The organism is Inquilinus limosus, from assembly GCF_002195995.1.
Taxonomy (GTDB): Bacteria; Pseudomonadota; Alphaproteobacteria; order DSM-16000; family Inquilinaceae; genus Inquilinus; species Inquilinus limosus_C.
This window is the reverse complement of the sequence record NZ_NHON01000019.1, coordinates 26,814-47,893: the sequence shown is the minus strand read 5'-3', so window position 1 is coordinate 47,893 and position 21,080 is coordinate 26,814. Positions and strand designations below refer to the sequence as shown.

Genomic DNA, 21,080 nt, shown 5'->3' with positions numbered 1-21,080 from the left:
GCGGAGCGCCGTGGCCATCCAGGGGCCGGTGCGCGCTGCCCTGGATGGCCACGCCCCTGCGGGGCTCGCCATGACGGTGAGGAGAGCGACCGCCCGCAATCAGATGTGGATCGCGCGGCCGTCGACGGCGAGGGCGGCTTCCTTGACCGCCTCGCTCAGGGTCGGGTGGGCGTGGCAGGTGCGGGCGATGTCCTCGGCCGAGGCGCCGAACTCCATCGCCAGCACGCATTCGGCGATCAGGATGCCGGCCTCTGCGCCGATGATGTGCACGCCCAGCACGCGGTCGGTCTTGGCGTCGGCCAGCACCTTGACGAAGCCGTCGGTGGCGTTCATGGCGCGGGCCTTGCCATTGGCCAGGAACGGGAACTTGCCGGCCTTGTAGGCCACGCCGGCCTGCTTCAGCTCCTCCTCGCTGCGGCCGACCGAGGCCACCTCGGGCCAAGTGTAGACCACGCTCGGGATCGCGTCATAGTTCACATGGCCCGCCTGGCCGGCCAGGATCTCGGCCACGGCCACGCCCTCATCCTCGGCCTTGTGCGCCAGCATCGGGCCGGCGATCACGTCGCCGATGGCGTAGATGCCTTCGACATTGGTGCGGAAGTGCCTGTCGGTCTTGACCCGGCCGCGCTCGTCGAGCTCGACGCCGGCGGCGTCCAGGCCGAGGCCGTCGGTGTAGGGCCGCCGGCCGATCGACAGCAGCACGACATCCGCCTCGATGGTCTCCGCGTCGCCGCCCTTGGCCGGCTCGACGGTGAGGGTGACGCCGGTGTCGGTCTTGGTCGCGGACGTGACCTTGGAGCCCAGCTTGAACGCCATGCCCTGCTTGGTCAGGATGCGCTGCATCTGCTTCGACACCTCGCCGTCATTGGTCGGCAGGATGCGGTCGAGGAACTCCACGACGGTGACCTTGGCGCCGAGGCGCGACCAGACCGAGCCGAGCTCGAGCCCGATGACGCCGCCGCCGATCACCACCAGGTGCTTCGGCACCTCCGGCAGCGACAGCGCGCCGGTCGAGGTGACGATGCGCGTCTCGTCGACCTCGACGCCCTTCAGCGGGGTCGAATCGGAGCCGGTGGCGATGACGAAGTTCTTGGCGGCGTAGCTCTTGCCCTCGACCTCGATCCGGTCCTTCGCCGTGAAGCGGGCGGTGCCGAGCAGCCGGTCGATCTTGTTCTTCTTGAACAGGAAGTCGACGCCGTCGGTGTTGGCCTTCACCACCTTGTCCTTGTGGCCCATCATGCCGGGCAGGTCGAGCTCGACCCCCGCCACCTTGATGCCGAAGGCGGCCAGGGAGTGGCCGGCCTCCTCGAACCGCTCCGACGCGTGCAGCAGCGCCTTGGACGGGATGCAGCCGATGTTCAGGCAGGTGCCGCCCAGGGTCGGCATCTTCTCGACGCAGGCGGTCTTCAGCCCCAGCTGGGCGGCGCGGATGGCGGCGACGTAGCCGCCGGGGCCGGCGCCGATCACGATCAGGTCATAGGTGGCTGCGGGTTCGGTCATCGCTCGCACTCAGCTTGCGGAAGGGTGGCCGCAAACTGCATGACCCGGCGCCGCGCCGCAACCGTGTCGAGCGGGCGTCTGCCATCCCCGGATGATATGCGGGCCTATGGTCGGGGCGCCCCGGCGCGGCTCATTCCGGTCAGTCGAGCCGGCTGTCCAGCGCGGCAGTCAGGTCCAGGATCTGGCGGTTGAGGGCGTCGAGCTGCGGCAGCGTCAGCCCCGACCGCGCGAGCAGCGATTCGCCCAGGCAGCGGCTGCGGGCGAAGAGATCGCGGCCCGCCCCGGTCAGCCGGACCTGGACCTCGCGTTCATTGCCCGGGCTGCGCTGCCGCGTCACCAGCCCCGCGGCTTCCATTCGCTTCACCAGGGGCGTGATCGTGCTCGAATCGAGAGCCAGCCGGGATGCGATCGTGCCGATGGTCCGGCCGTCCTCTTCGCCCAGCACGTTCAGCACCAGATACTGCGGATAGGTGATGCCCATCTCGTCCAGCAGCGGCTTGTAGGTCCGGTTGATGGCGATGTTGGTCCGGTAGAGCGTGAAGCAGATCTGCTGGTCCAGGGCCAGCGGGCGGTCCTTCGGCAGAGGCATGTGGCCCTCCTGTTCCTGATGCGCGATCATGATTATCACGAAAAATGATATCACGCTAAGATATAGCTGGACGCCGGCGAGGCGATCGGGTACCGATAGATTATCGCGACAATTGATGTCGCGATAATCTATGGAGCCGCAGATGGATCACAGCGAGCACGGGACGGACGGGATTTCGCGCCGGCTGGTCCTGGCGGCAGGAGTCGGACTCGCCGCAGCGGCCGCCCTGCCGCATTCTTCCCCGGCGCAAGCTGCCGCCGCGCCCTCACGCCCACCCTCATCCGGAGACAGCATCATGAGCAGCGGATCGTTCACGACCAAGGACGGCACGAACATCTTCTTCAAGGATTGGGGCCCGCGCGACGCGCAGCCGATCGTGTTCCACCACGGCTGGCCGCTCAGCAGCGACGACTGGGATGCCCAGATGCTGTACTTTCTGGGCCAGGGCTTCCGCGTGGTCGCCCATGACCGGCGCGGCCATGGCCGGTCCAGCCAGACCGACACCGGCAACGAGATGGACACCTATGCCGCCGACGCGGCGCAGCTGTTCGAGCATCTCGGCCTCAAAGGCGCCGTCCATATCGGCCATTCGACCGGCGGCGGCGAGGTGACGCGCTATGTCGCCAGGCATGGCGGCCACGGCCGGGTGGCCAAGGCGGTGCTGGTCGGCGCCGTGCCGCCGGTGATGGTGAAGTCGGAAAAGAACCCGGGCGGCCTGCCGCTGGAGGTGTTCGACGGTTTCCGCCAGGCGCTCGCGGCCAACCGGGCGCAGTTCTACCGCGACGTGCCGGAAGGCCCGTTCTACGGCTTCAACCGGCCGGGCGCGAAGGTCTCGCCTGGCGTGATCGACAATTGGTGGCGCCAGGGCATGATCGGCGGCGCCAAGGCGCAGTACGACTGCATCAAGGCGTTCTCGGAGACCGACTTCACCGAGGATCTGAAAGCGATCGAGGTGCCGACCCTGGTGATGCATGGCGATGACGACCAGATCGTGCCGATCGCCGATTCGGCGCTGCTCTCGGTCAAGCTGCTGAAGCACGGCACGCTGAAGGTCTACAAGGGCTTCCCGCACGGCATGCTGACCACCCATGCCGACGTGCTGAATCCGGACCTGCTGGCCTTCATCAAGGGCTAAGTGAAAGGCGGCGGGTCACCGCCCGCCGCCCATCCCGAACCGTCATGGCGAGGCGCGCAGCGCCGTGGCCATCCAGGGGCCGATGCGAGCCGCCCCTGGATGGCCACGCCCCTTCGGGGCTCGCCATGACGAACTGTTTTGCCTGTCGCCGGGGTTGCGAACCTCAGCGCGAGGTGCCGCCGGTCGGGCGGCCGCGCATGTAGTGCCGCTCCGGGTGATAGCGCGGCTTGAACAGCTGAACGATCCAACCCCGGATCACGGTCAACATGCGCTGCGGGCCTCCCTCAGCCCTTGGTCAGTGCGGCGCGAACGGCGGTGGCGCCATCCTGTCCGTCGCGGGTGGTCACGCCGGCCAGCCAGCCGGCGAGAAGGTCGGGGTGAGCCTTGAGGTACTTCGCGGCGGCCGTGCGGCCATCCGCCCCCTCGTCCAGGATCGTCCCCATGATCTGGTTCTCCATATCCACCGTGAAGGCCAGCTGTGACAGCAGCCGGGCGAGATTGGGGCAATTCTTCGACAAGTCTCGCTTCGTCACGGTGTAGACGGTGGCGCCGCCGTAATTCGGGCCGAAATAGGCGTCGCCGCCGCTGAGATAGTCGATCTGGAACTTGGTGTTCATCGGGTGCGGCTCCCACGCCAGGAAGGCGACCCATTCCTGGCGCCGCACGGCGCGGTCGACCTGGCTCAGCATGGCCTGCTCGCTCGATTCGACCAGGGACCAGCCGTCCAGCCCGAAATCCTTGGCGTCGATCATCTTCTGGATGTTCTGGTTCGCCGGCGCCCCGGGCTCGATGCCGTAGATCTTGCGGCCGAACTGGTCGGCATGCTTCGCCAGATCGGCGAAATCCTTCACCCCGGCCTGGGCGACATAGGACGGCACCGCCAGGGTGAAGCGGATGCCGTCGAGATTCGGGCGGATCACCTCGATCGCCTTCTCCGCCGTCAGCGGCTCGATGAAGCGCTTCTGCGCCGGCATCCAGTTGCCGAGGAAGACGTCGATCTGGCCGTTCTTCAGGCTTTCGAAGGTGACCGGCACGGCCAGGGTCTCCACCTTCTGGGTGTAGCCCAGCGGCTCCAGCAGCGTGCCGATGATCCCGTTGGTCGAGGTGATGTCGGTCCAGCCCGGGTCCGACATACGCACGGTGGCACAAGCGTCCGGGTCGGCCGCGACGGCGGGCGTGGCCGCCAGCAGCAGCCCGGTCAGGGCAAGGGCGATGGGTCCGCGCATGATGCTGTCTCCCTGTTGTTGTCGTCCCCATGGGGGGTGTTGCCCCGCGTGACGCGCGGGAACCGGGCGGCGGCCTCCAAATCGTCGAGATCCATGTGGTTGCGGATGTATTGCCGGGTGGCGTCCTGCCGCGGCTGCCAGTCCCAGCCATGCAGCGCGCCCCGGCGCAGCGCCGCATCGACGAAGCGCCGCCGCCGCTGGCTTTCCAGCACCTGCTCGCGCAGCCGCGGCAGGTCCCAGCGCGCCGCCACCTCGGCCCGGAAGGCGGCGATGCGGGCGGCCTGGGCGGGGTCCGCGGCGAGGTTGGTCCGCTCGCCGGGATCGGCCGTCAGGTCGAACAGCTGGTCGGGGTCGGCCGGGCTGTGGATGAACTTCCAGCCGTCGCGGCGGATCATCACCATCGGCGCCACCGCGCCCTCGGCCAGATACTCGCCCAGCACCAGGTCGTGGCCGCCGGTGCCGGCCAGATGCGGCAGCAGGCTGCGCCCGTCCAGCGGCGTCGGATGGGCCGGCGCGCCCTCGGGAGTCGCGAGATCGACCAGGGTCGGCAGCAGGTCGGCGGAGGAGACGGCGGCGCCCACCCGGCGCGGGGCGAAGCGGCCGGGGGCGTGGACGATCAGGGGAATGCGGCTGCCGCCCTCCAGGAAGCTCATCTTGTACCAGAGGCCGCGCTCGCCCAGGAACTCGCCATGGTCGGACAGGAGGATGGTGACCGTGTCCTCGGCCAGGCCGGTGCGGCGCAGCGCCTCCATCACCCGGCCGAACTGCTCGTCGACATAGGCGATGGCGCCGTAATAGGCGCGCCGGGCCCGGCGGGTCTGCTCCGGCGTGACCGGCGTCCGGTCCAGTTCGCACACCGCGCGCAGCCGGCGCGAATGCGGGTCGTCGGCCGGCGCCTCCTCGGGCAGCGGGATGTCCTCGTCGCGGTGCAGAGTCCAGTACCGCTCCGGCACCGCGAAGGGATCGTGCGGATGGGTCAGCGACACGGTCAGGCAGAACGGCTTGCCGTCGCCGGTCCGCGCCAGGTCGTACAGCCGCCGCTCGGCCGCGAACACCACCTCGTCGTCGAAATCCAGCTGGTTGGTGCGGATGCAGGGGCCGGCATCGAGCACCGACGACATGTTGTGATACCAACTCGGCCGCGCCTCCGGCCGGTCCCAGTCCGGGGTCCAGCCGAAATCCGCCGGGTAGATGTCGGTGGTCAGCCGCTCCTCGAAGCCATGCAACTGGTCGGCACCGCAGAAATGCATCTTGCCGGACAGGATGGTGCGGTAGCCCAGCGCCCGCAGCGCATGGGCGAAGGTGGGGATGTCGGAGGGGAACTCGGCGGCATTGTCATAGGCGCCGATCGCCGAGGGCAGCCGGCCGGACATGAACACCGCGCGGGACGGGCCGCAGAGCGGGCTGTTGCAATAGGCGGCGTCGAATACCACCCCGTCGCGCGCCAGCCCGGCGATCACCGGCGCCCGCACCACGGCATTGCCATAGGTCGGCAGGGCGAAGGGCGTCAGCTGGTCCGCCATCAGGATCAGGATGTTCGGTCGCCGCGCCTCTGTCCCCACGATCCGCCTCTCCATGCTGATGCAACGCCGGGGACGGTGCCCTGGTTCAGCCGACAGGATGGGGTGCGACCGAAAGGATCGTGAAGACCGCGGCGGCTCATGGAGGTATTATCCCTGTTTATGGCAACCCGACGCCGCGACCTGCCGCCGATGCCCGCGCTCCTGGCCTTCGAGGCCGCGGGGCGGCTGTCGAATTTCAGCGCCGCCGCGCGTGAGCTCGGGGCCACCCAGCCGGCCGTCTCCCATCAGATCGCCGCATTGGAAGCGCGGCTGGGCGCGGCTTTGTTCCGGCGGCTGCATCGCGGCGTGGCCCTGACCGCGGAGGGCGAGCGCCTCCTGCAGGTGGTGACCCGGTCGCTCGACGCCATCGCCGACACGGCGGCGGAGATCCGCCAGGCGCGCGACCCCGGCGGGCTGACCGTCGCCACCGATTTCGCCTTCGCCACCTACTGGCTGCTGCCGCGGTTGGAGCGGCTGCGGGCGGCGCTGGGCGGGGTCGAGATCCGCATCCTGGCCAGCCAGGACGTGATCGACCCGCGCGACCGCGCCGTCGACGCGGTGGTCGCGTTCGGGCCGGGGCGCTGGCCCGGCTGCACCGTCGACCGGCTGTTCCCGGAAAGCGTGGTGCCGATCTGCAGCCCGGAGATGGCGGCCCGGCTGCCGCGCCTGACCGCGCCGGCCGATTTGCTGGCCCAGCCGCTGCTGCATCTCGACAGCCCGGACCCGGCGCGCTGGATCGACTGGTCCGGCTGGTTTCGCGGGCAGGGGGTGGAGGGCGCGCCACGCGGCCGGTCGCTGCGCCTCAACAACTACCCGCTGGTGCTGCAGGCGGCCTTGGCCGGGCAGGGCGTGGCGCTGGGCTGGCGGCCGCTGGTCGACGACCTGCTGGCCGCGGGGCAGCTCGTCGCCTGCCTGCCTTCGCCCTACCGCACCCAGCGCGGCTATTTCCTGGCGCAGCCCCTGGCCGACCGCCCGGATCCGCTGCGCGCCGCCTTCCGCGACTGGCTGGTGGCCGAGGCGGCGGGGCGTGCCCGTGGTTGATCTCAGAGAGGCGGATGGGCCGGAGCCGCCCCTCACCCGAAATCGCTGGCGCGATTTCGACCTCTCCCCAAGGAGAGGTATATGGAGCGCTGGCCTTGTTTCCCTCTCCTTGGGGAGAGGGAGGGGCCCGCCGCGTTGGCGGCGGGAGGGTGAGGGGGATCGCGCCGCGGAGCCTAGGGTGTGGCCCGGAACCGGCGCCAGCCCTCGGCGCGCAGGTCGCAGGCGGGGCATTCGCCGCAGCCATGGCCCCAGTCGTGCACCTGGCTGCGGTCGCCGCGGTAGCAGCTGTGGGTCTCGTCGCGGATCAGTCCGACCAGCGCCTCGCCGCCCAGGCTCTCCGTCAGGCGCCAGGTCTCGGCCTTGTCGATCCACATCAGGGGCGTGTGCAGGACGAAGCGCGTTTCCATGCCCAGGTTCAGCGCCAGCTGCATCGCCTTCATGGTGTCGTCGCGGCAGTCCGGATAGCCGGAATAATCGGTCTCGCACACGCCCACGACCAGGTGGCGCAGCCCGCGGCGATAGGCCAAAGCGGCGGCGAAGGTCATGAACACCAGGTTGCGGCCGGGCACGAAGGTGTTGGGCAGGCCGTTGTCCTGCATCGCAATCTCGACGTCGCGGGTCAGCGCCGTGTCGCTGACCTGGCCCAGCACCGAGAGATCGAGCATGTGGTCGTCGCCTAGCCGCCCGGCCCAGTCCGGGAAGCGGGCGCGGATCGCCTCCAGCACCACCGGCCGGACGTCCAGCTCGACCCGGTGGCGCTGGCCGTAGTCGAAGCCGACGGTCTCGACGCGGCCGAAGCGCTCCAGCGCCCAGGCCAGGCAGGTGGCCGAATCCTGGCCGCCGGAGAACAGCACCAGCGCGCCCTCGGCGGCGGCCCGCTCGCCCTGGTCAGCGACCATCGTATTCGGCCCAGCAGTTCGGGGTTTCGTAAACGGTGACGGCGGCCAGCAGCGGCAGGGACGGCCGTACCCGGTCCCAGATCCAGACGGCGATGTGCTCCGCCGTCGGGTTCGCCAGCCCTTCGATCTCGTTCAGGCAGTAATGGTCCAGCCGGGCCAGGATCGGCGCGAAGGCGGCCTCGACATCGAAGAAGTCGACGACGAAACCGGATTCGGGATCGACCGGCCCCTCCAGCCGCAGCTCGACCCGGTAGGAATGCCCGTGCATCCGGTGGCAGCGATGCGTCGCCGGGACGTTGGGCAGGCGATGTGCCGCCTCGAAGGTGAAGGCCTGGGTGATCTTCATGGCCAAAGAACTCTTATGGAATGCCAATGAGCTTGTGGGTCTGCAGGCTCAGCCGCCATTGCGGGTGCGACAGGCAATAGGCGACCGCGGCCTCGGTGTTGGCGATGCGGTCCGGCCCGTCCATCGGCTGCAGCCAGAAATGGGTGAAGTCGAGGCCTGCCACCGCCTCGGGCATCAGCTCCGGCTGCGGATAGACCAGCTTCAGCTCGTCGCCGCGGCGCGCGGCCAGGGGGGCGCCGGCCTTGGGGCTGACGCAGACCCAGTCCAGCTCCGCCGGCGGCTCGATGGTGCCGTTGGTCTCGATCGCGGCGGTGAAGCCGCGGGCATGGATGGCGTCCAGGAGGGCGCGGTCGAGCTGCAGCAGCGGCTCGCCGCCGGTGAAGACGACGAAGCGCTCCGCGGCCGGGCCGTCCCAGCAGGCCTCGATCGCCGCGGCCAGCGCCTCGGCGCTATCGAAACGGCCGCCGCCCGGCCCGTCGGTGCCCAGGAAGTCGGTGTCGCAGAAGCGGCACACCGCCTCGGCCCGGTCCTGCTCGCGGCCCGTCCACAGGTTGCAGCCGACGAAGCGGCAGAACACCGAGGCGCGCCCGGCATGGCGGCCTTCGCCCTGGAGGGTCTTGAAGATCTCTTTGACGACGTAGCCCATCACGCTGGTCCGGCGCGGCGTCTTCTGGCGGCCTCAGGGGTGGGCCGTTGCCGCGCGGCGCGGTTTTAGCCGGTTTCGCCGCGCGGGTCAGGTGCGAATTGCCGCGGGGGTCAGGGCGCTGCCCGACAGGCCGATCGGCGTCGCTCCGGCCCGCCTCCTCGGCTTTTTCGTGCCGGAGTCAATGATCGCAATGAACGGATTTTAGGGAAAAGTGAAAATCGTTTTGAGGGCCTCCCCATTCTCAAAGTCCGTAGGATTTTGCAATAAAGGAATGTTTATTTTCCCAAATATAGGGTTGAAGTCTTATTCATATTACATTATGCAGCATTTGGCCTGCTTGACTCGGAAGCAGGCTCTTCTGAAGGCGATATAGGGGATCCGCGATATGGAATCCGATCTTCTTGGCGGTTTGCTTGGTGCCGTGGGGCAGCTCCTCGGCGGTGACAGCGGCAACCCGGTGGATGGTCTGGGCGATGGCCTGGGAGTCGGCCTCGACAAGGGAACGGAGGCCGGAAACAACGGCCTCCTGGGTGTTCTCGGCGGCGCGGTCGGCGGCATTGTTGGCCTCCTGATCGGTGCGGCCGACAATCTCGGAGACTCGGTCGACAAGATCCCGGTGCTCGGCGAAGTGCTCGGCGGTGCGCTGCATCTCGGGAGCGATCTCGTCAATGGGCTGGCCGTCGGCGTCGTTGCCATCGCGGACGGTGCTCTGAGCCTCGGCGATGCCATCGACCTCGGCCCGATCAGCGACGTGCTGAACGGCGACACCGGAGGGCTGGCCGGCGGGCTCGGGACCGGGCTGCAACTCGGGGTGGAATACGGGGCCGACATCGGCGAAGCCGGCTTGGCTGGTAGCGTCGGCGGGATCGTCGGGGGCCTTCTCGGCTTCGCCAACGGCACGCTCGAAAACATCGGCATCGATCTGGGACTGGACGGCGACGTGCTGCCATTGCAGGGCGACTACCTGCTGTAGGCCGGGCGTCTGAAATGCATCGAGGCCCGTGCGGGGCACGGGCCTCGATTTTCAATGACCGCGCCGAACTCAGCCGATCAGGTGCTGGTCAGCTTCGACAGGTCGAGCGGCAGCGAGCGCAGGCGCTGGCCGGTCGCGGCGAAGACCGCGTTGCCGATCGCCGGCGCCAGCCCGGGCACGCCCGGCTCGCCGATGCCGGTCGGTGCCTCGGTCGACGGCACGATATGCACCTCGACCTTCGGCATCTCCGACATCCGGGTCGGCTCATAGGTGTCGAAATTGGCCTGCTCCACCTCGCCGCCGTCCTTGAGCGTGATCTTGTTGCGCAGAACGACGGAGAGGGCGAAGCCCACCGACCCCTCGACCTGGGCGCGAATCACGTCCGGATTGACGGCGATGCCGCAATCCACGGCCGCCACCACCCGGTCCACTTTCAGGGCCCCGCCCTTGATCGAGACCTCGGCCACGGTGGCGACATAGCTGCCGAAGGACTGGTGCACGGCGACGCCGCGGCCCTGGCCGGCCGGCATCGGCTGGCCCCAGCCCGCCTTCTCCGTCACCAGCGCCAGCACGCCGGCATGGCGCGGCTGGTCCTTCAGCAGGCTAGCGCGGAAGGCGACCGGGTCCTTGCCGGCGGCATGGGCCAACTCGTCGACCACAGTCTCGACCGCATGGGCGGTGTGGGTGTGCCCGACCGAGCGCCACCACAGCACCGGCACGCCCTCCTTGGCGTTGTGCACCGTCGCGGTGAGGTCCGGCACGGCATAGGCGGTGTCCGACGCGCCCTCGATGCTGGTGGCGTCGATGCCGTCCTTCACCGCGAAGGCCTCGAAGGAGGTGCCGATCATGATCGACTTGGCGACCACGGTGTGGTCCCAGCCGCTGACATTGCCGGCCGCGTCCACCCCGGCCCGGACCTTGTGATACGCCATCGGCCGGTAATAGCCGGCCTTCATGTCGTCCTCGCGGGTCCGCATCAGGTGGATCGGCGCCTTGCCGCCGGTGGCCTTGACGATCATCGCCGTCTCGGCCGCGTAGTCGGCGGTCGGGGTGGCGCGCCGGCCGAAGGAGCCGCCGGTGTAGGTCGAGTTGATCGTCACCTGGTCCGGCTTCAGGCCGAGGATGGCGGCGATGGTGGCCTGCTCGATGGTCTGGAACTGCGACCCGGCCCACCACACGGCCCCGTCCTTGGTCGGCTCCAGCACGCCGTTCAGCGGCTCCATCGGCGCGTGGGCGAGGTAGGGGAACTCGATCTCCACCTCCACCACCTTGGCCGCTTTCTGCAGCGCCGCCGCGGCGTCGCCGCGCTTGGCCGCGGTCAGGCCCGGCTCCTGCGCCATGGCCTTGTATCCGGCCATGATCGCATCGGTGGACTGGCCTTCTCCCGCGGTCGCATCCCACTCGATCTTCAGCGCCTCGCGGCCCTGCATCGCCGACCAGGTGTCCTTGGCCACGACGGCCACGCCGGTCGGGATGGTGACGACATCGACCACGCCCGGCACCTGCTTCGCCGCCGTCGAGTCGACGCTCTTCGGTGTGCCGCCGAAGCGCGGCGGGTGGGCCACCAGCGCGGTCAGCTGGCCGGGGCGGCGGACATCGATCGAGAAGCCGGCCTTGCCGGTGATCTTGGCCGGGGTGTCCAGCCGCGGCACATGCGTGCCGATCAGGGTGAAGGCCTTCGGGTCCTTCAGCGTGACGTCCGCCGGCGGGGTCAGCGCCGCGGCCTGGGCCGCCAGCTCGCCGAAGCGGGCGGACTTGCCCGAGGCGTGGGCGACGACGCCCTTCTGAACCGTGATCTCGCCGGCCGGGACGCCCCAGGCCGCCGCGGCGGCCTGGACCAGCATCGCGCGCGCCGCGGCGGCGGCCTTGCGCAGCTGGTCCCAGGAATTGGCGATCGAGGTCGACCCGCCGGTGCCCTGGATCGGGCCGAAGGCGAGGTTGTTGTAGAGCTTGGCGTCGGCCGGGGCGAATTCGAAGCGCATCTGGCCCCAGTCGGCGTCGATCTCCTCGGCGACGATGGTGGTCAGGCCTGTGGTCACGCCCTGGCCCATCTCGCAATGCTTGATCAGCACCGTGACGGTGCTGTCCGGTGCGACGCGGACGAAGGCGTTGGGGGCCAGGTCGCCGGCCGCGGCCATGGCGCGGCGGACGAGCGGCAGATGGGCCGCGACCACCAGCGCGCCGCCCAGGGCGCTGGCGCCCTTCAGGAAGGAGCGGCGGTTCGGCCTGGCGAGGTCGTCGGCGGCTCCGGTCGCGGCCGGGGCGACGATTGGCTGAGCAAACATGGATCGTCCCTCCCGGTTCAGGCCAGCTGCGCCGCGGCGTCGTGGATCGCCGCGCGGATGCGCTGGTAGGTGCCGCAGCGGCAGATGTTGCCGTCCATCGCGGCGACGATGTCGTCGTCGGTCGGCTTCGGCGTCTGGCTCAAGAGGCCGATCGCCGACATGATCTGGCCGGACTGGCAGTAGCCGCACTGCACCACGTCGAGCTTGGTCCAGGCGGCGCGCACGGCCTCGGCGACCTTGCCGTTTACGCCCTCGATGGTGGTGATCTTGCCCTCGCCGACATCGCCGACGAAGGTCTGGCAGGACCGCACCGGCTGGCCGTCCAGATGCACGGTGCAGGCGCCGCACAGCGCCTGGCCGCAGCCGAACTTGGTGCCGGTCATGTCGAGATGGTCGCGCAGGGCCCAGAGCAGCGGCATCTGCGGATCGATGTCGAGCTCGTGGTCGGCGCCATTGATGTTGAGCTTCACCATGGTCGATGTCCCAATTTGGATGCGGTGCGATCAGGGCCGGGCACCGCGCCGGGGCTGGCATGTCCGCGTTGGCCGCGGATCTAGGAACAAAGGTCTAGATCGAATATTCGATCGAATTCGTCGAAAGGCTTAAGGGTTGCGGGCGACGGCGCGCCAGCAGCCCTCGGCAATGTCGTCCAGCGTCGCATCGTCCAGCGGCGTGTCCGGGGCCCGCCGCGCCAACCGCGCGGCCGTCCCGAAGGACAGGTCGTAGACGATCTCCGTCGGTAGCGGCTTGAACGGGCTGCCGCCGTCGACGAAGCCCAGCCGCCGGGCCAGGATAGCGAAGTTCTCGTCCTCCTTGGCCAACTCCTGCAGGTCGGTCGGACAATGGTAGGGGGAGTTCTCGTACTGCTCGAGGAAGCGGGCCTCCAGCCGGTGGGTGCGGTAGAAGTCGTAGGCGTTGCGCCAAGTCTGCTTGAACGCCGCCTTCGGCGACGCGCCGTCGGCCCCGCCCTGCAGCATGGCCCGGGCCTTCACCGCCTTGACCTCGCGGTAGAGGTCGCGGATCAGCTCGTCCTTGCTGGCGAAGTAGTGGTAGATCACGCCGGGGCTGGCCCCGGACCGCTTGGCGACCTGGGACATCGGCGTGTCGTGGAAACCGCGCTCCGCCACCAGCTCCAGGGTCGCCTTGAGGATGGCGTCGCGCTTGCTGTCGATGTCGGCGTCGGCAAACACGGGCTGCACTCGATCGAACGTTCGTTCTAGGTGAGTAGCCGGTCCGCTGGGTTCAAGTCAAGATTCACGCGTCGGGTTCGCGGCTCCTGCCACTCCTGTCATTGCCGGGCTTGACCCGGCAATCCAGGGCCATCGAGAGCGGCTCTTGAAAGCCCCTGGATCCTCGGGTCAAGCCCGAGGATGACAGCAAAAGGGGCGAAGGGTCTCACCCAAGCCCTGCGATCACCGCCTGGCGCAGTCGAGGATGTTCTCCAGCGCGGCGCCGGAGCCGGCGAGGGTGAAGGGTTCGGTCACCGCGGTCACCGCGGGCTCGGCCAGGCCGACGGTCAGGGCCTTGCCGCGGCGCAGGCTCTCGACCAGCGCCTTCATCTGGTCGGTGGTGAAGCTCTTGGACGGGCCCCAGTCGAAGGCGGTCGACGCCTCCTCGACCTCGATCCCCATCGGCACCGGGGTGGCCTTGCCGTCGACGGTGAAGGTCACCGGCACGGCCTTGCCTTCCAGCGCCAGCCTGCGCGGCAGCGAGAACAGGACATAGGGGCCGGTGCGGACCGCCGAATCCGCCTGCCGCGACACGTCGGAGCAGTAGACGCCGAGATGGGCGCCGTCGGCATTGGTCAGCCCGGCATAGGCGGTGCCCATGTGGTAGCCCGTGCCCCAGCCTTCGGCCTCCTGCGCCAGGGCCGGCGCCGCGACGGCGAGCAGGACGGGCAGGGCAAGAAGAGGGGCGCGGATCACATCAGGGCTCCTGAAACGAAGAAGGGCACGTTTTACCGTGCCCTTCCGGATCGTCACATGTCGAGCAGGATGCGCTGCGGATCCTCCAGGCATTCCTTGACCCGGACCAGGAAGGTCACGGCCTCGCGCCCGTCGATGATGCGGTGGTCGTAGGACAGGGCCAGATACATCATCGGCCGGATCTCGACCTTGCCGCCCACGGCCATCGGCCGCTCCTGGATCTTGTGCATGCCCAGGATGCCGGACTGCGGCGGGTTCAGGATCGGCGTCGACATCAGCGAGCCGTAGACGCCGCCGTTGGAGATGGTGAAGGTGCCGCCGGTCAGGTCGGCCATCGACAGCTTGCCGTCGCGCGCCTTGCGGCCCAGGTCGCCGATGGTCTTCTCGACCTCGGCGAAGGACAGGCCGTCGGCGTCGCGCACCACCGGCACCACCAGCCCGTTCGGCGTGCCGACGGCGACGCCGATGTCGTAGTAGTTCTTGTAGACCAGGTCGTCGCCGTCGATCTCGGCGTTGACCGCCGGCAGCTCCTTCAGCGCGACGATGCAGGCCTTCAGGAAGAACGACATGAAGCCCAGCTTCACGCCGTGCTTCTTCTCGAAGCTGTCCTTGTACTGGTTGCGCAGCGCCATCAGCGCCGTCATGTCGACCTCGTTGAAGGTCGTCAGCATGGCGGCGTTGTTCTGCGCCTGCTTCAGCCGGGTGGCGATGGTCTTGCGCAGCTTGGTCATGCGCACCCGCTCCTCCCGGTCCTTCTGCGGCCGCGGGCCGCTGTCCGGACGGGTGAAGGCGGGAACCTCGATCACACTGCCCGAAGCCGGGGCGGCGGCCGGCTTGGCGCCGCCGGCGGCCGCGGCCTGCGCGTCCTCTTTCAGGATGCGCCCGCCCTTGCCGCTGCCGGAAATGGCGCCGGCGTCGAGGTTGTTCTCGGCGATGATCTTCGCGGCCGACGGCATGGCGATCGGCGCCTCGCCGCCGCCATTGGTCTTGGCGGGGGCCGCCGCGGGAGCGGCAGCCGCCGGCTTCGCCGCCTCGGCCTTGGCCGCCGGCTTGGCGGCCGGGGCGCCGGCGCCCTCGCCGATGCTGCCCAGCAGGGCGCCGACCTCGACATTGGCGCCTTCCTCGGCGGCCACCGATTCCAGCACGCCCGCCGCGGTGGCATTGACCTCCAGCGTCACCTTGTCGGTCTCGAGCTCGACCAGCGGCTCATCCATGGCCACGGCCTCGCCCGGCTTCTTCAGCCAGCGGGCGACGGTGGCCTCGGTCACCGATTCGCCCAGGGCGGGCACCTTGATCTCGACGCTCATAGAGTCTCCATTCCTTCCGATCCGTGCGGGCGCTCTGAGATCAGCCGACCGACAGGGCCTCGTCGACCAGCTTGGCCTGTTCCTGGTTGTGGCGGCGCAGCAGGCCGGTGGCCGGGGCCGCGGCCTCCGGCCGGCCGGCATAGCGCGGCCGGGCGCTGCGGTGCTTGATCTCGCCCAGCGCGGCCTCGATCTTGCGGTCGACGAAGTACCAGGCGCCCTGGTTCTCGGGCTCCTCCTGGCACCACACCACCTCGGCGTTCGGATACTTCGCCAGCTCCGCGCCCAGCGTCTTGCGCGGGAACGGGAACATCTGCTCCAGCCGGATGATGGCGACGTCCTTCAGGCCGCGCTCGTCGCGCCCCTTCTTCAGGTCGTAATAGACCTTGCCGGAGCAGATCACGACCCGCTTCACCTGCTCGCCCGCCACCAGCTCGGCGGTCTCGCCCAGCACGCGGTGGAAGGTCGAGCCGTTGGTGAAGTCGTCCAGGGTCGAGACGCACTCCTTGTGGCGCAGCAGCGACTTCGGCGTGAACACCACCAGCGGCTTGCGGAAATCGCGGTGGATCTGGCGGCGCAGCGCGTGGAAGTAGTTCGCCGGGGTGGTCAGGTTCACCACCTGCCAGTTGTCCTCGGCCGATTGCTGCAGGTAGCGCTCGATGCGGGCCGAGGAATGCTCCGGCCCCTGGCCCTCATAGCCGTGCGGCAGCAGCATCACCAGGCCGGACATGCGCAGCCACTTCTGCTCGCCGGAGGAGATGAACTGGTCGATGATGGTCTGGGCGCCGTTGGCGAAGTCGCCGAACTGCGCCTCCCACAGCGTCAGGGCCCGCGGCTCGGCCAGCGAATAGCCGTATTCGAAGCCCAGCACCGCGAATTCCGACAGCGGGCTGTCATGCACCTCATAGGCGGCCTGGCCCTCGCGGATGTGGTTCAGCGGGACGTAGCGCTCCTCGGTCTCCTGGTCGACCAGCACCGAATGGCGCTGGCTGAAGGTGCCGCGGCCGGAATCCTGGCCCGACAGGCGCACCGGGATGCCCTCGGCCACCAGCGTGCCGAAGGCCAGCGCCTCGGCCGTGGCCCAGTCGATATCCCGGCCCGTCTCGATCATCTGCGCCTTGGCCTTGAGCTGGCGCACGACCTTCGGGTTGACGTTGATGCCGGACGGGGCCGTGCTGATCGCCTTGCCGACCTCGCGCAGCAGCGCGTCCGGCGCCGCGGTGGCGCCGCGGCGGTCGTCGCCGGCGGCGATGGTCAGGCCCGACCAGGCGCCTCCCAGCCAGTCCGCCTTGTTCGGCTTGTAGGTGGTAGATCCCTCGAACGCCTCCTCCAGATGCTTCTGGAAGTCGCGCACGATGCCCTCGGCACCGTCGGCCGTCAGCAGGCCTTCCTCGACCAGCTGCCGGGCATACAGCTCGCGCACCGGCGCGTGCCTGGCGATGGTCTTGTACATCAGCGGCTGGGTGAAGGCCGGCTCGTCGCCTTCGTTGTGGCCGAAGCGGCGGTAGCAGAACATGTCCACCACCACGTCATGGCCGAATCTCTGGCGGAACTCGATGGCGATGCGCGAGGCGTGCACCACCGCCTCGGCGTCGTCGCCGTTGACGTGGAAGATCGGCGCCTGGACCGTCCGCGCCACGTCGGTGCAGTAGGGCCCCGAGCGGGAATAGACCGGCGCGGTGGTGAAGCCGATCTGGTTGTTGATGACGAAGTGGATGGTGCCGCCGACGCGATAGCCCTTGAGGTCGGACATCATCAGCGTCTCGGCCACCACGCCCTGGCCGGCGAAGGCGGCGTCGCCATGGATCAGCAGCGGCAGGACCGCGGTGCGGTCCTCGTCGCGGCGCTGGGTCTGCTTGGCGCGGACCTTGCCGATCACCACCGGGTTGACGCATTCCAGATGCGACGGGTTGGCGGTCAGCGACAGGTGCACGGTGTGGCCGTCGAAGTCGCGGTCCGACGAGGTGCCGAGATGGTACTTCACGTCGGCCGAGCCCTGGACGTCGTCCGGGTTCGCCGGGTTGCCCTGGAACTCCGAGAAGATCGCGGAGAAGGGCTTGCCCAGGAAGTTGGCCAGCGTGTTCAGGCGGCCGCGATGGGCCATGCCGACCACGATCTCCTCGAGGCCCAGCTGCCCGCCGCGCTTCAGGATCTGCTCCAGCGCCGGGATCATCGCCTCGCCGCCGTCCAGGCCGAAGCGCTTGGTGCCGGTGTATTTGACGTTGAGGAAGCGCTCGAAGCTCTCGGCCGCGGTCAGGCGCTCATAGATGGCGCGCTTGCCCTCGGGGGTGAACTCGGTGCGGTTCTCGATGGTCTCGATCCGCTCCTGGATCCAGGCGCGCACCGCCGGATCCTGGATGTGCATGTATTCGACGCCGATATGGCCGCAATAGGTGGCGCGCAGCCGGGTCACGATCTGGCGCAGCGTCGGCGTGTCCAGGCCCAGCTGGCCGGCGACGTAGATCGGCCGCTCCATGTCGGCCTCGGTGAAGCCGTAGGTGGCGGGGTCGAGGTCGGGATGGGTCTTGCTCTGCACCGTCAGGCCGAGCGGGTCGAGATCGGCCAGCAGGTGGCCGCGCACGCGATAGGCGCGGATCAGCTGCATCGCCCGCAGCGTGTCATGCGCGGCGCGGCGGATGGCATCGGCATCCGGGGCGGCGGCAGCCGCGGCGGCCGGGGCCTTGCCGGGCTTGGCGCCCCCCTTGGTCGAACCGGCGGCGGGCGCCTCGGTCGGCGCCTCCAGCGCGAAGGCCTCGCCCAGGCCGTTCAGCCTGACCGCGGGGATGGCCCCGTTCTGCGGGCTCCACGATGGACCTGCATCCACCTCCGCCTCGCCTTCGCCGAGTCCGGCGAAGAAGGCACGCCAACTCTCATCGACCGAGCCTGGATCGGCGCGGTAGCGCTCATGCAGCTCGGCGATGAAATCGGCATTCGGGGCGAACAGGAAGGAACTTTGTTCCGACGGGCTACCCATCATTTCCAACGGCCGGTCTCCGGCCGTTTCCCTGGCGGTCGGCGGCCGCATTGACGCCGCGGCCGGGCGGTCCCTCGCGGGACGGGCTCAAGTGGCGCGCAACCTACGCCGAAAGTCCAATGGATGAAAGATATGTCGGGCGCGGAACGAGCAATTTCCGGCGCCAATACGACAGATCTCCCACGCAAAGAACGCAAACGCGACATCCTGTCTGAAACAGACCGTCCGAATCGGCGGAATCCCGATACGAAAAAACCCCGACCGGCGGACCGGTCGGGGTTGCATCCGCCGCGAACGGTGAAGGGTCAGCCCTTCATCGCCGCGAGCATGGTCTTTCCGAGGGATGCCGGGGAGTCGGCGACGGCGATGCCGGCGGCCTTCAGCGCCTCGATCTTGTGGTCGGCGGTGTCGTGGCCGCCGGAGATCACGGCGCCGGCATGGCCCATGCGGCGGCCGGGAGGGGCGGTGCGGCCGGCGATGAAGCCGACCACCGGCTTCTTGGTGCCGCTGGCCTTCAGGAACTCGGCGCCCATCACCTCGGCATCGCCGCCGATCTCGCCGATCATGATGATGCCCTCGGTCTCCGGGTCCTCCACGAACATCGTCAGCGCCTCGACGAAGTTGGTCCCGTTCACCGGGTCGCCGCCGATGCCGATGCAGGTCTCAGGAACTCGGCGCCCATCACCTCGGCATCGCCGCCGATCTCGCCGATCATGATGATGCCCTCGGTCTCCGGGTCCTCCACGAACATCGTCAGCGCCTCGACGAAGTTGGTCCCGTTCACCGGGTCGCCGCCGATGCCGATGCAGGTGGTCTGSCCGAGGCCCGCCGCCGTGGTCTGCGCCACCGCCTCATAGGTCAACGTGCCCGACCGGCTGACGATGCCGATCTTGCCGCGCTTGTGGATGTGRCCCGGCATGATGCCGATCTTGCACTCGCCCGGCGTGATCACGCCCGGGCAGTTCGGCCCGATCAGCCGSGTGGCSGASCCSRCCAGCGCCCGCTTGACCCGGACCATGTCCAAGACCGGGATGCCCTCGGTGATGCACACCACCAGCGGGATCCCGGCGTCGATCGCCTCCAGGATCGCGTCGGCCGCAAACGGCGGCGGCACGTAGATGACGCTGGCATTGGCGCCGGTCTGGTCGACGGCCTGGGCCACGGTGTCGAACACCGGCAGGTCGAGGTGGCGGGTGCCGCCCTTGCCCGGGGTGACGCCGCCGACCATGCGGGTGCCGTAGGCGATCGCCTGCTCGGAGTGGAAGGTGCCCTGGGCCCCGGTGAAGCCCTGGCAGATCACCTTGGTGTTCTTGTCGACGAGCACGGCCATCACGCGGCCTCCTTCACGGCACGGACGATCTTCACTGCGGCGTCGCCGAGGTCGTCGGCCGACAGGATCGGCAGACCGCTCTCGGCCAGGATCTGCTTGCCGCGCTCGACATTGGTGCCTTCCAGACGCACCACCAGCGGCACGTGCAGGGAAACCTCCCGCGCCGCCTCGACCACGCCCTCGGCGATCACATCGCAGCGCATGATGCCGCCGAAGATGTTGACCAGGATGCCTTCGACATTCGGGTCCGACAGGATCAGCTTGAACGCCGTGGTCACCCGCTCGCGCGTGGCGCCGCCGCCGACATCCAGGAAGTTGGCCGGCTCGCCGCCTTCCAGCTTGATGATGTCCATGGTCGCCATCGCGAGACCCGCGCCGTTGACCATGCAGCCGATGTTGCCGTCGAGCTTGACGTAGTTCAGCGACGCCTTCTCCGCCTCGGTCTCGGTCGGGTCCTGCTCGCTCTCGTCGCGCAGCTCCTCGACCTCCTTGTGGCGGAACAGGGCGTTGTCGTCGAAGCCCATCTTGGCGTCGAGCGCGATCAGCTGCCCCGCGCCCGTCACCACCAGCGGGTTGATCTCCACCAGCGACGCGTCGAGCTCGATGAAGGCCTTGTACAGCCCCTTCAGGAAGCCCACGGCCGCATTGACCTGCTTGCCCTCGAGGCCGAGGCCGAAGGCGACCTCGCGGCCATGGAAGTCCGAGAAGCCCGTCGCCGGGTCGATGACGATGGTCTGGATCTTCTCCGGCGTGGCCTCGGCCACCTCCTCGATCGCCATGCCGCCCTCGGTCGAGGCGATGATCGTCACCCGGCCGCTCTTGCGGTCGACCAGCAGCGACAGATACAGCTCACGGGCGATGTCGCAGCCTTCCTCGACATAGATCCGGCCGACCTCCTTGCCCGCAGGCCCGGTCTGCACCGTCACCAGCGTCCGGCCCAGCATCGCCTCGGCCGCCGCCGCGACGTCCGCCGTCGACTTCACCACCCGGACCCCGCCCTTGCCCGACGGATCCTCCTGGAAGTGGCCCTTGCCGCGGCCGCCCGCATGGATCTGCGCCTTGACGACATACACGGCGCCGCCGAGACCCTCCGCCACACGCACCGCCTCCTCCGGCGTGTACGCCACCCCGCCGCGCGGCACCGGCACGCCATAGCGCCCCAAGAGCCCCTTCGCCTGATACTCGTGGATGTTCATGGACCGTCCGTCCTGGGTGAGAGCGCGGCGCCTGAGGCCGCCCGCGAAACGGGCCGCACAATAGCACCTGAATCTCTCGGGGCAACCGAGTCGCTGCAACGCAGCAAAGCGTGAGGCACAGACCGTTGATCCGCGGCGGTTTCACGCCA

17 protein-coding genes and 2 pseudogenes are annotated in these 21,080 nt (G+C 69.1%); 3 read left to right on the top strand and 16 right to left on the bottom strand.

The features are described from left to right. Positions 1-99: 99 nt before the first annotated feature. Together lpdA and BWR60_RS12780 are read right to left on the bottom strand one after the other, a co-directional pair. The gene (lpdA, locus tag BWR60_RS12785) at positions 100-1,500 is read right to left on the bottom strand and encodes a dihydrolipoyl dehydrogenase (RefSeq protein WP_088151406.1); all 1,401 of its coding nucleotides are present in this window, start codon (positions 1,498-1,500) and stop codon (positions 100-102) included. Between the two features lie 139 nt (positions 1,501-1,639). After that, positions 1,640-2,089, bottom strand: a complete 450-nt coding sequence (locus tag BWR60_RS12780; protein ID WP_088151441.1) for a MarR family winged helix-turn-helix transcriptional regulator — start codon at positions 2,087-2,089, stop codon at positions 1,640-1,642. 295 nt (positions 2,090-2,384) lie between these two features. On the opposite strand from BWR60_RS12780, the gene BWR60_RS12775 reads away from it, so the two are divergent. After that, positions 2,385-3,224 (top strand): alpha/beta fold hydrolase, encoded by an 840-nt coding sequence (locus BWR60_RS12775; RefSeq protein WP_230983036.1) that lies wholly within the window; start codon positions 2,385-2,387, stop codon positions 3,222-3,224. A 284-nt stretch (positions 3,225-3,508) separates the two neighbouring features. Here the strand turns inward: BWR60_RS12775 and BWR60_RS12770 are convergent, their stop codons facing one another. Next, positions 3,509-4,450, bottom strand: a complete 942-nt coding sequence (locus tag BWR60_RS12770; protein WP_088151405.1) for a choline ABC transporter substrate-binding protein — start codon at positions 4,448-4,450, stop codon at positions 3,509-3,511. Next, complete coding sequence (betC, locus tag BWR60_RS12765) at positions 4,423-6,012, bottom strand: choline-sulfatase (RefSeq protein WP_230983035.1); 1,590 nt, start codon at positions 6,010-6,012, stop codon at positions 4,423-4,425. The genes BWR60_RS12770 and betC overlap by 28 nt, the downstream gene beginning before the upstream one ends. A gap of 120 nt (positions 6,013-6,132) precedes the next feature. On the opposite strand from betC, the gene BWR60_RS12760 reads away from it, so the two are divergent. Next, positions 6,133-7,053: a choline sulfate utilization transcriptional regulator gene (locus tag BWR60_RS12760; protein WP_088151403.1), complete on the top strand. Its 921-nt coding sequence runs from the start codon at positions 6,133-6,135 to the stop codon at positions 7,051-7,053. 173 nt (positions 7,054-7,226) lie between these two features. On the opposite strand, the gene queC is transcribed toward BWR60_RS12760, so the two are convergent. Genes queC through queE form a run of 3 tightly spaced genes read right to left on the bottom strand, consistent with a single transcriptional unit; the run spans position 7,227 to position 8,944 of the window. Then, entirely contained in the window at positions 7,227-7,952 is a 726-nt protein-coding gene (gene queC / locus BWR60_RS12755) for a 7-cyano-7-deazaguanine synthase QueC (protein ID WP_088151402.1), read from the bottom strand. After that, positions 7,942-8,298 carry a 6-carboxytetrahydropterin synthase QueD gene (gene queD / locus BWR60_RS12750; protein WP_088151401.1) on the bottom strand — a complete coding sequence of 119 codons (357 nt, stop codon included), beginning with the start codon at positions 8,296-8,298 and terminating at the stop codon, positions 7,942-7,944. Before queD ends, queC begins: the two co-directional genes overlap by 11 nt. A 13-nt stretch (positions 8,299-8,311) precedes the next feature. Then, entirely contained in the window at positions 8,312-8,944 is a 633-nt protein-coding gene (queE, locus tag BWR60_RS12745; RefSeq protein WP_088151400.1) for a 7-carboxy-7-deazaguanine synthase, read from the bottom strand. Between the two features lie 385 nt (positions 8,945-9,329). Between queE and BWR60_RS36340 the strand changes: the two genes are divergently transcribed. Further along, complete coding sequence (locus BWR60_RS36340) at positions 9,330-9,917, top strand: hypothetical protein (protein WP_144445608.1); 588 nt, start codon at positions 9,330-9,332, stop codon at positions 9,915-9,917. Positions 9,918-9,994: 77 nt separating this feature from the next. Here the strand turns inward: BWR60_RS36340 and BWR60_RS12730 are convergent, their stop codons facing one another. The 9 genes and pseudogenes from BWR60_RS12730 to sucC all read right to left on the bottom strand — a co-directional run bounded on the left by BWR60_RS12730 (position 9,995) and on the right by sucC (position 20,931). Continuing rightward, positions 9,995-12,202, bottom strand: coding sequence for a xanthine dehydrogenase family protein molybdopterin-binding subunit (locus BWR60_RS12730; RefSeq protein ID WP_088151397.1), 2,208 nt, complete (start codon positions 12,200-12,202; stop codon positions 9,995-9,997). 17 nt (positions 12,203-12,219) lie between these two features. Further along, complete coding sequence (locus BWR60_RS12725) at positions 12,220-12,675, bottom strand: (2Fe-2S)-binding protein (protein ID WP_088151396.1); 456 nt, start codon at positions 12,673-12,675, stop codon at positions 12,220-12,222. 129 nt (positions 12,676-12,804) lie between these two features. Continuing rightward, positions 12,805-13,392: a TetR/AcrR family transcriptional regulator gene (locus BWR60_RS12720; RefSeq protein ID WP_179221741.1), complete on the bottom strand. Its 588-nt coding sequence runs from the start codon at positions 13,390-13,392 to the stop codon at positions 12,805-12,807. A 222-nt stretch (positions 13,393-13,614) separates the two neighbouring features. Further along, positions 13,615-14,127 (bottom strand): hypothetical protein, encoded by a 513-nt coding sequence (locus BWR60_RS12715; protein ID WP_088151394.1) that lies wholly within the window; start codon positions 14,125-14,127, stop codon positions 13,615-13,617. A gap of 53 nt (positions 14,128-14,180) precedes the next feature. Continuing rightward, on the bottom strand, positions 14,181-15,434 hold the full coding sequence (odhB, locus tag BWR60_RS12710; protein ID WP_088151393.1) for a 2-oxoglutarate dehydrogenase complex dihydrolipoyllysine-residue succinyltransferase: 1,254 nt from the start codon (positions 15,432-15,434) through the stop codon (positions 14,181-14,183). A gap of 40 nt (positions 15,435-15,474) precedes the next feature. After that, on the bottom strand, positions 15,475-18,405 hold the full coding sequence (locus BWR60_RS12705) for a 2-oxoglutarate dehydrogenase E1 component (protein WP_088151439.1): 2,931 nt from the start codon (positions 18,403-18,405) through the stop codon (positions 15,475-15,477). Positions 18,406-18,710: 305 nt separating this feature from the next. Then, positions 18,711-19,067: pseudogene (locus BWR60_RS12700) on the bottom strand (succinate--CoA ligase subunit alpha); the annotation flags it as partial. After that, positions 19,067-19,735: pseudogene (gene sucD / locus BWR60_RS12695) on the bottom strand (succinate--CoA ligase subunit alpha); the annotation flags it as partial. The pseudogenes sucD and BWR60_RS12700, both read right to left, overlap by 1 nt. Then, the gene (gene sucC / locus BWR60_RS12690) at positions 19,735-20,931 is read right to left on the bottom strand and encodes an ADP-forming succinate--CoA ligase subunit beta (RefSeq protein WP_088151391.1); all 1,197 of its coding nucleotides are present in this window, start codon (positions 20,929-20,931) and stop codon (positions 19,735-19,737) included. The gene sucC and the pseudogene sucD, both read right to left, overlap by 1 nt. Positions 20,932-21,080 lie beyond the last annotated feature (149 nt).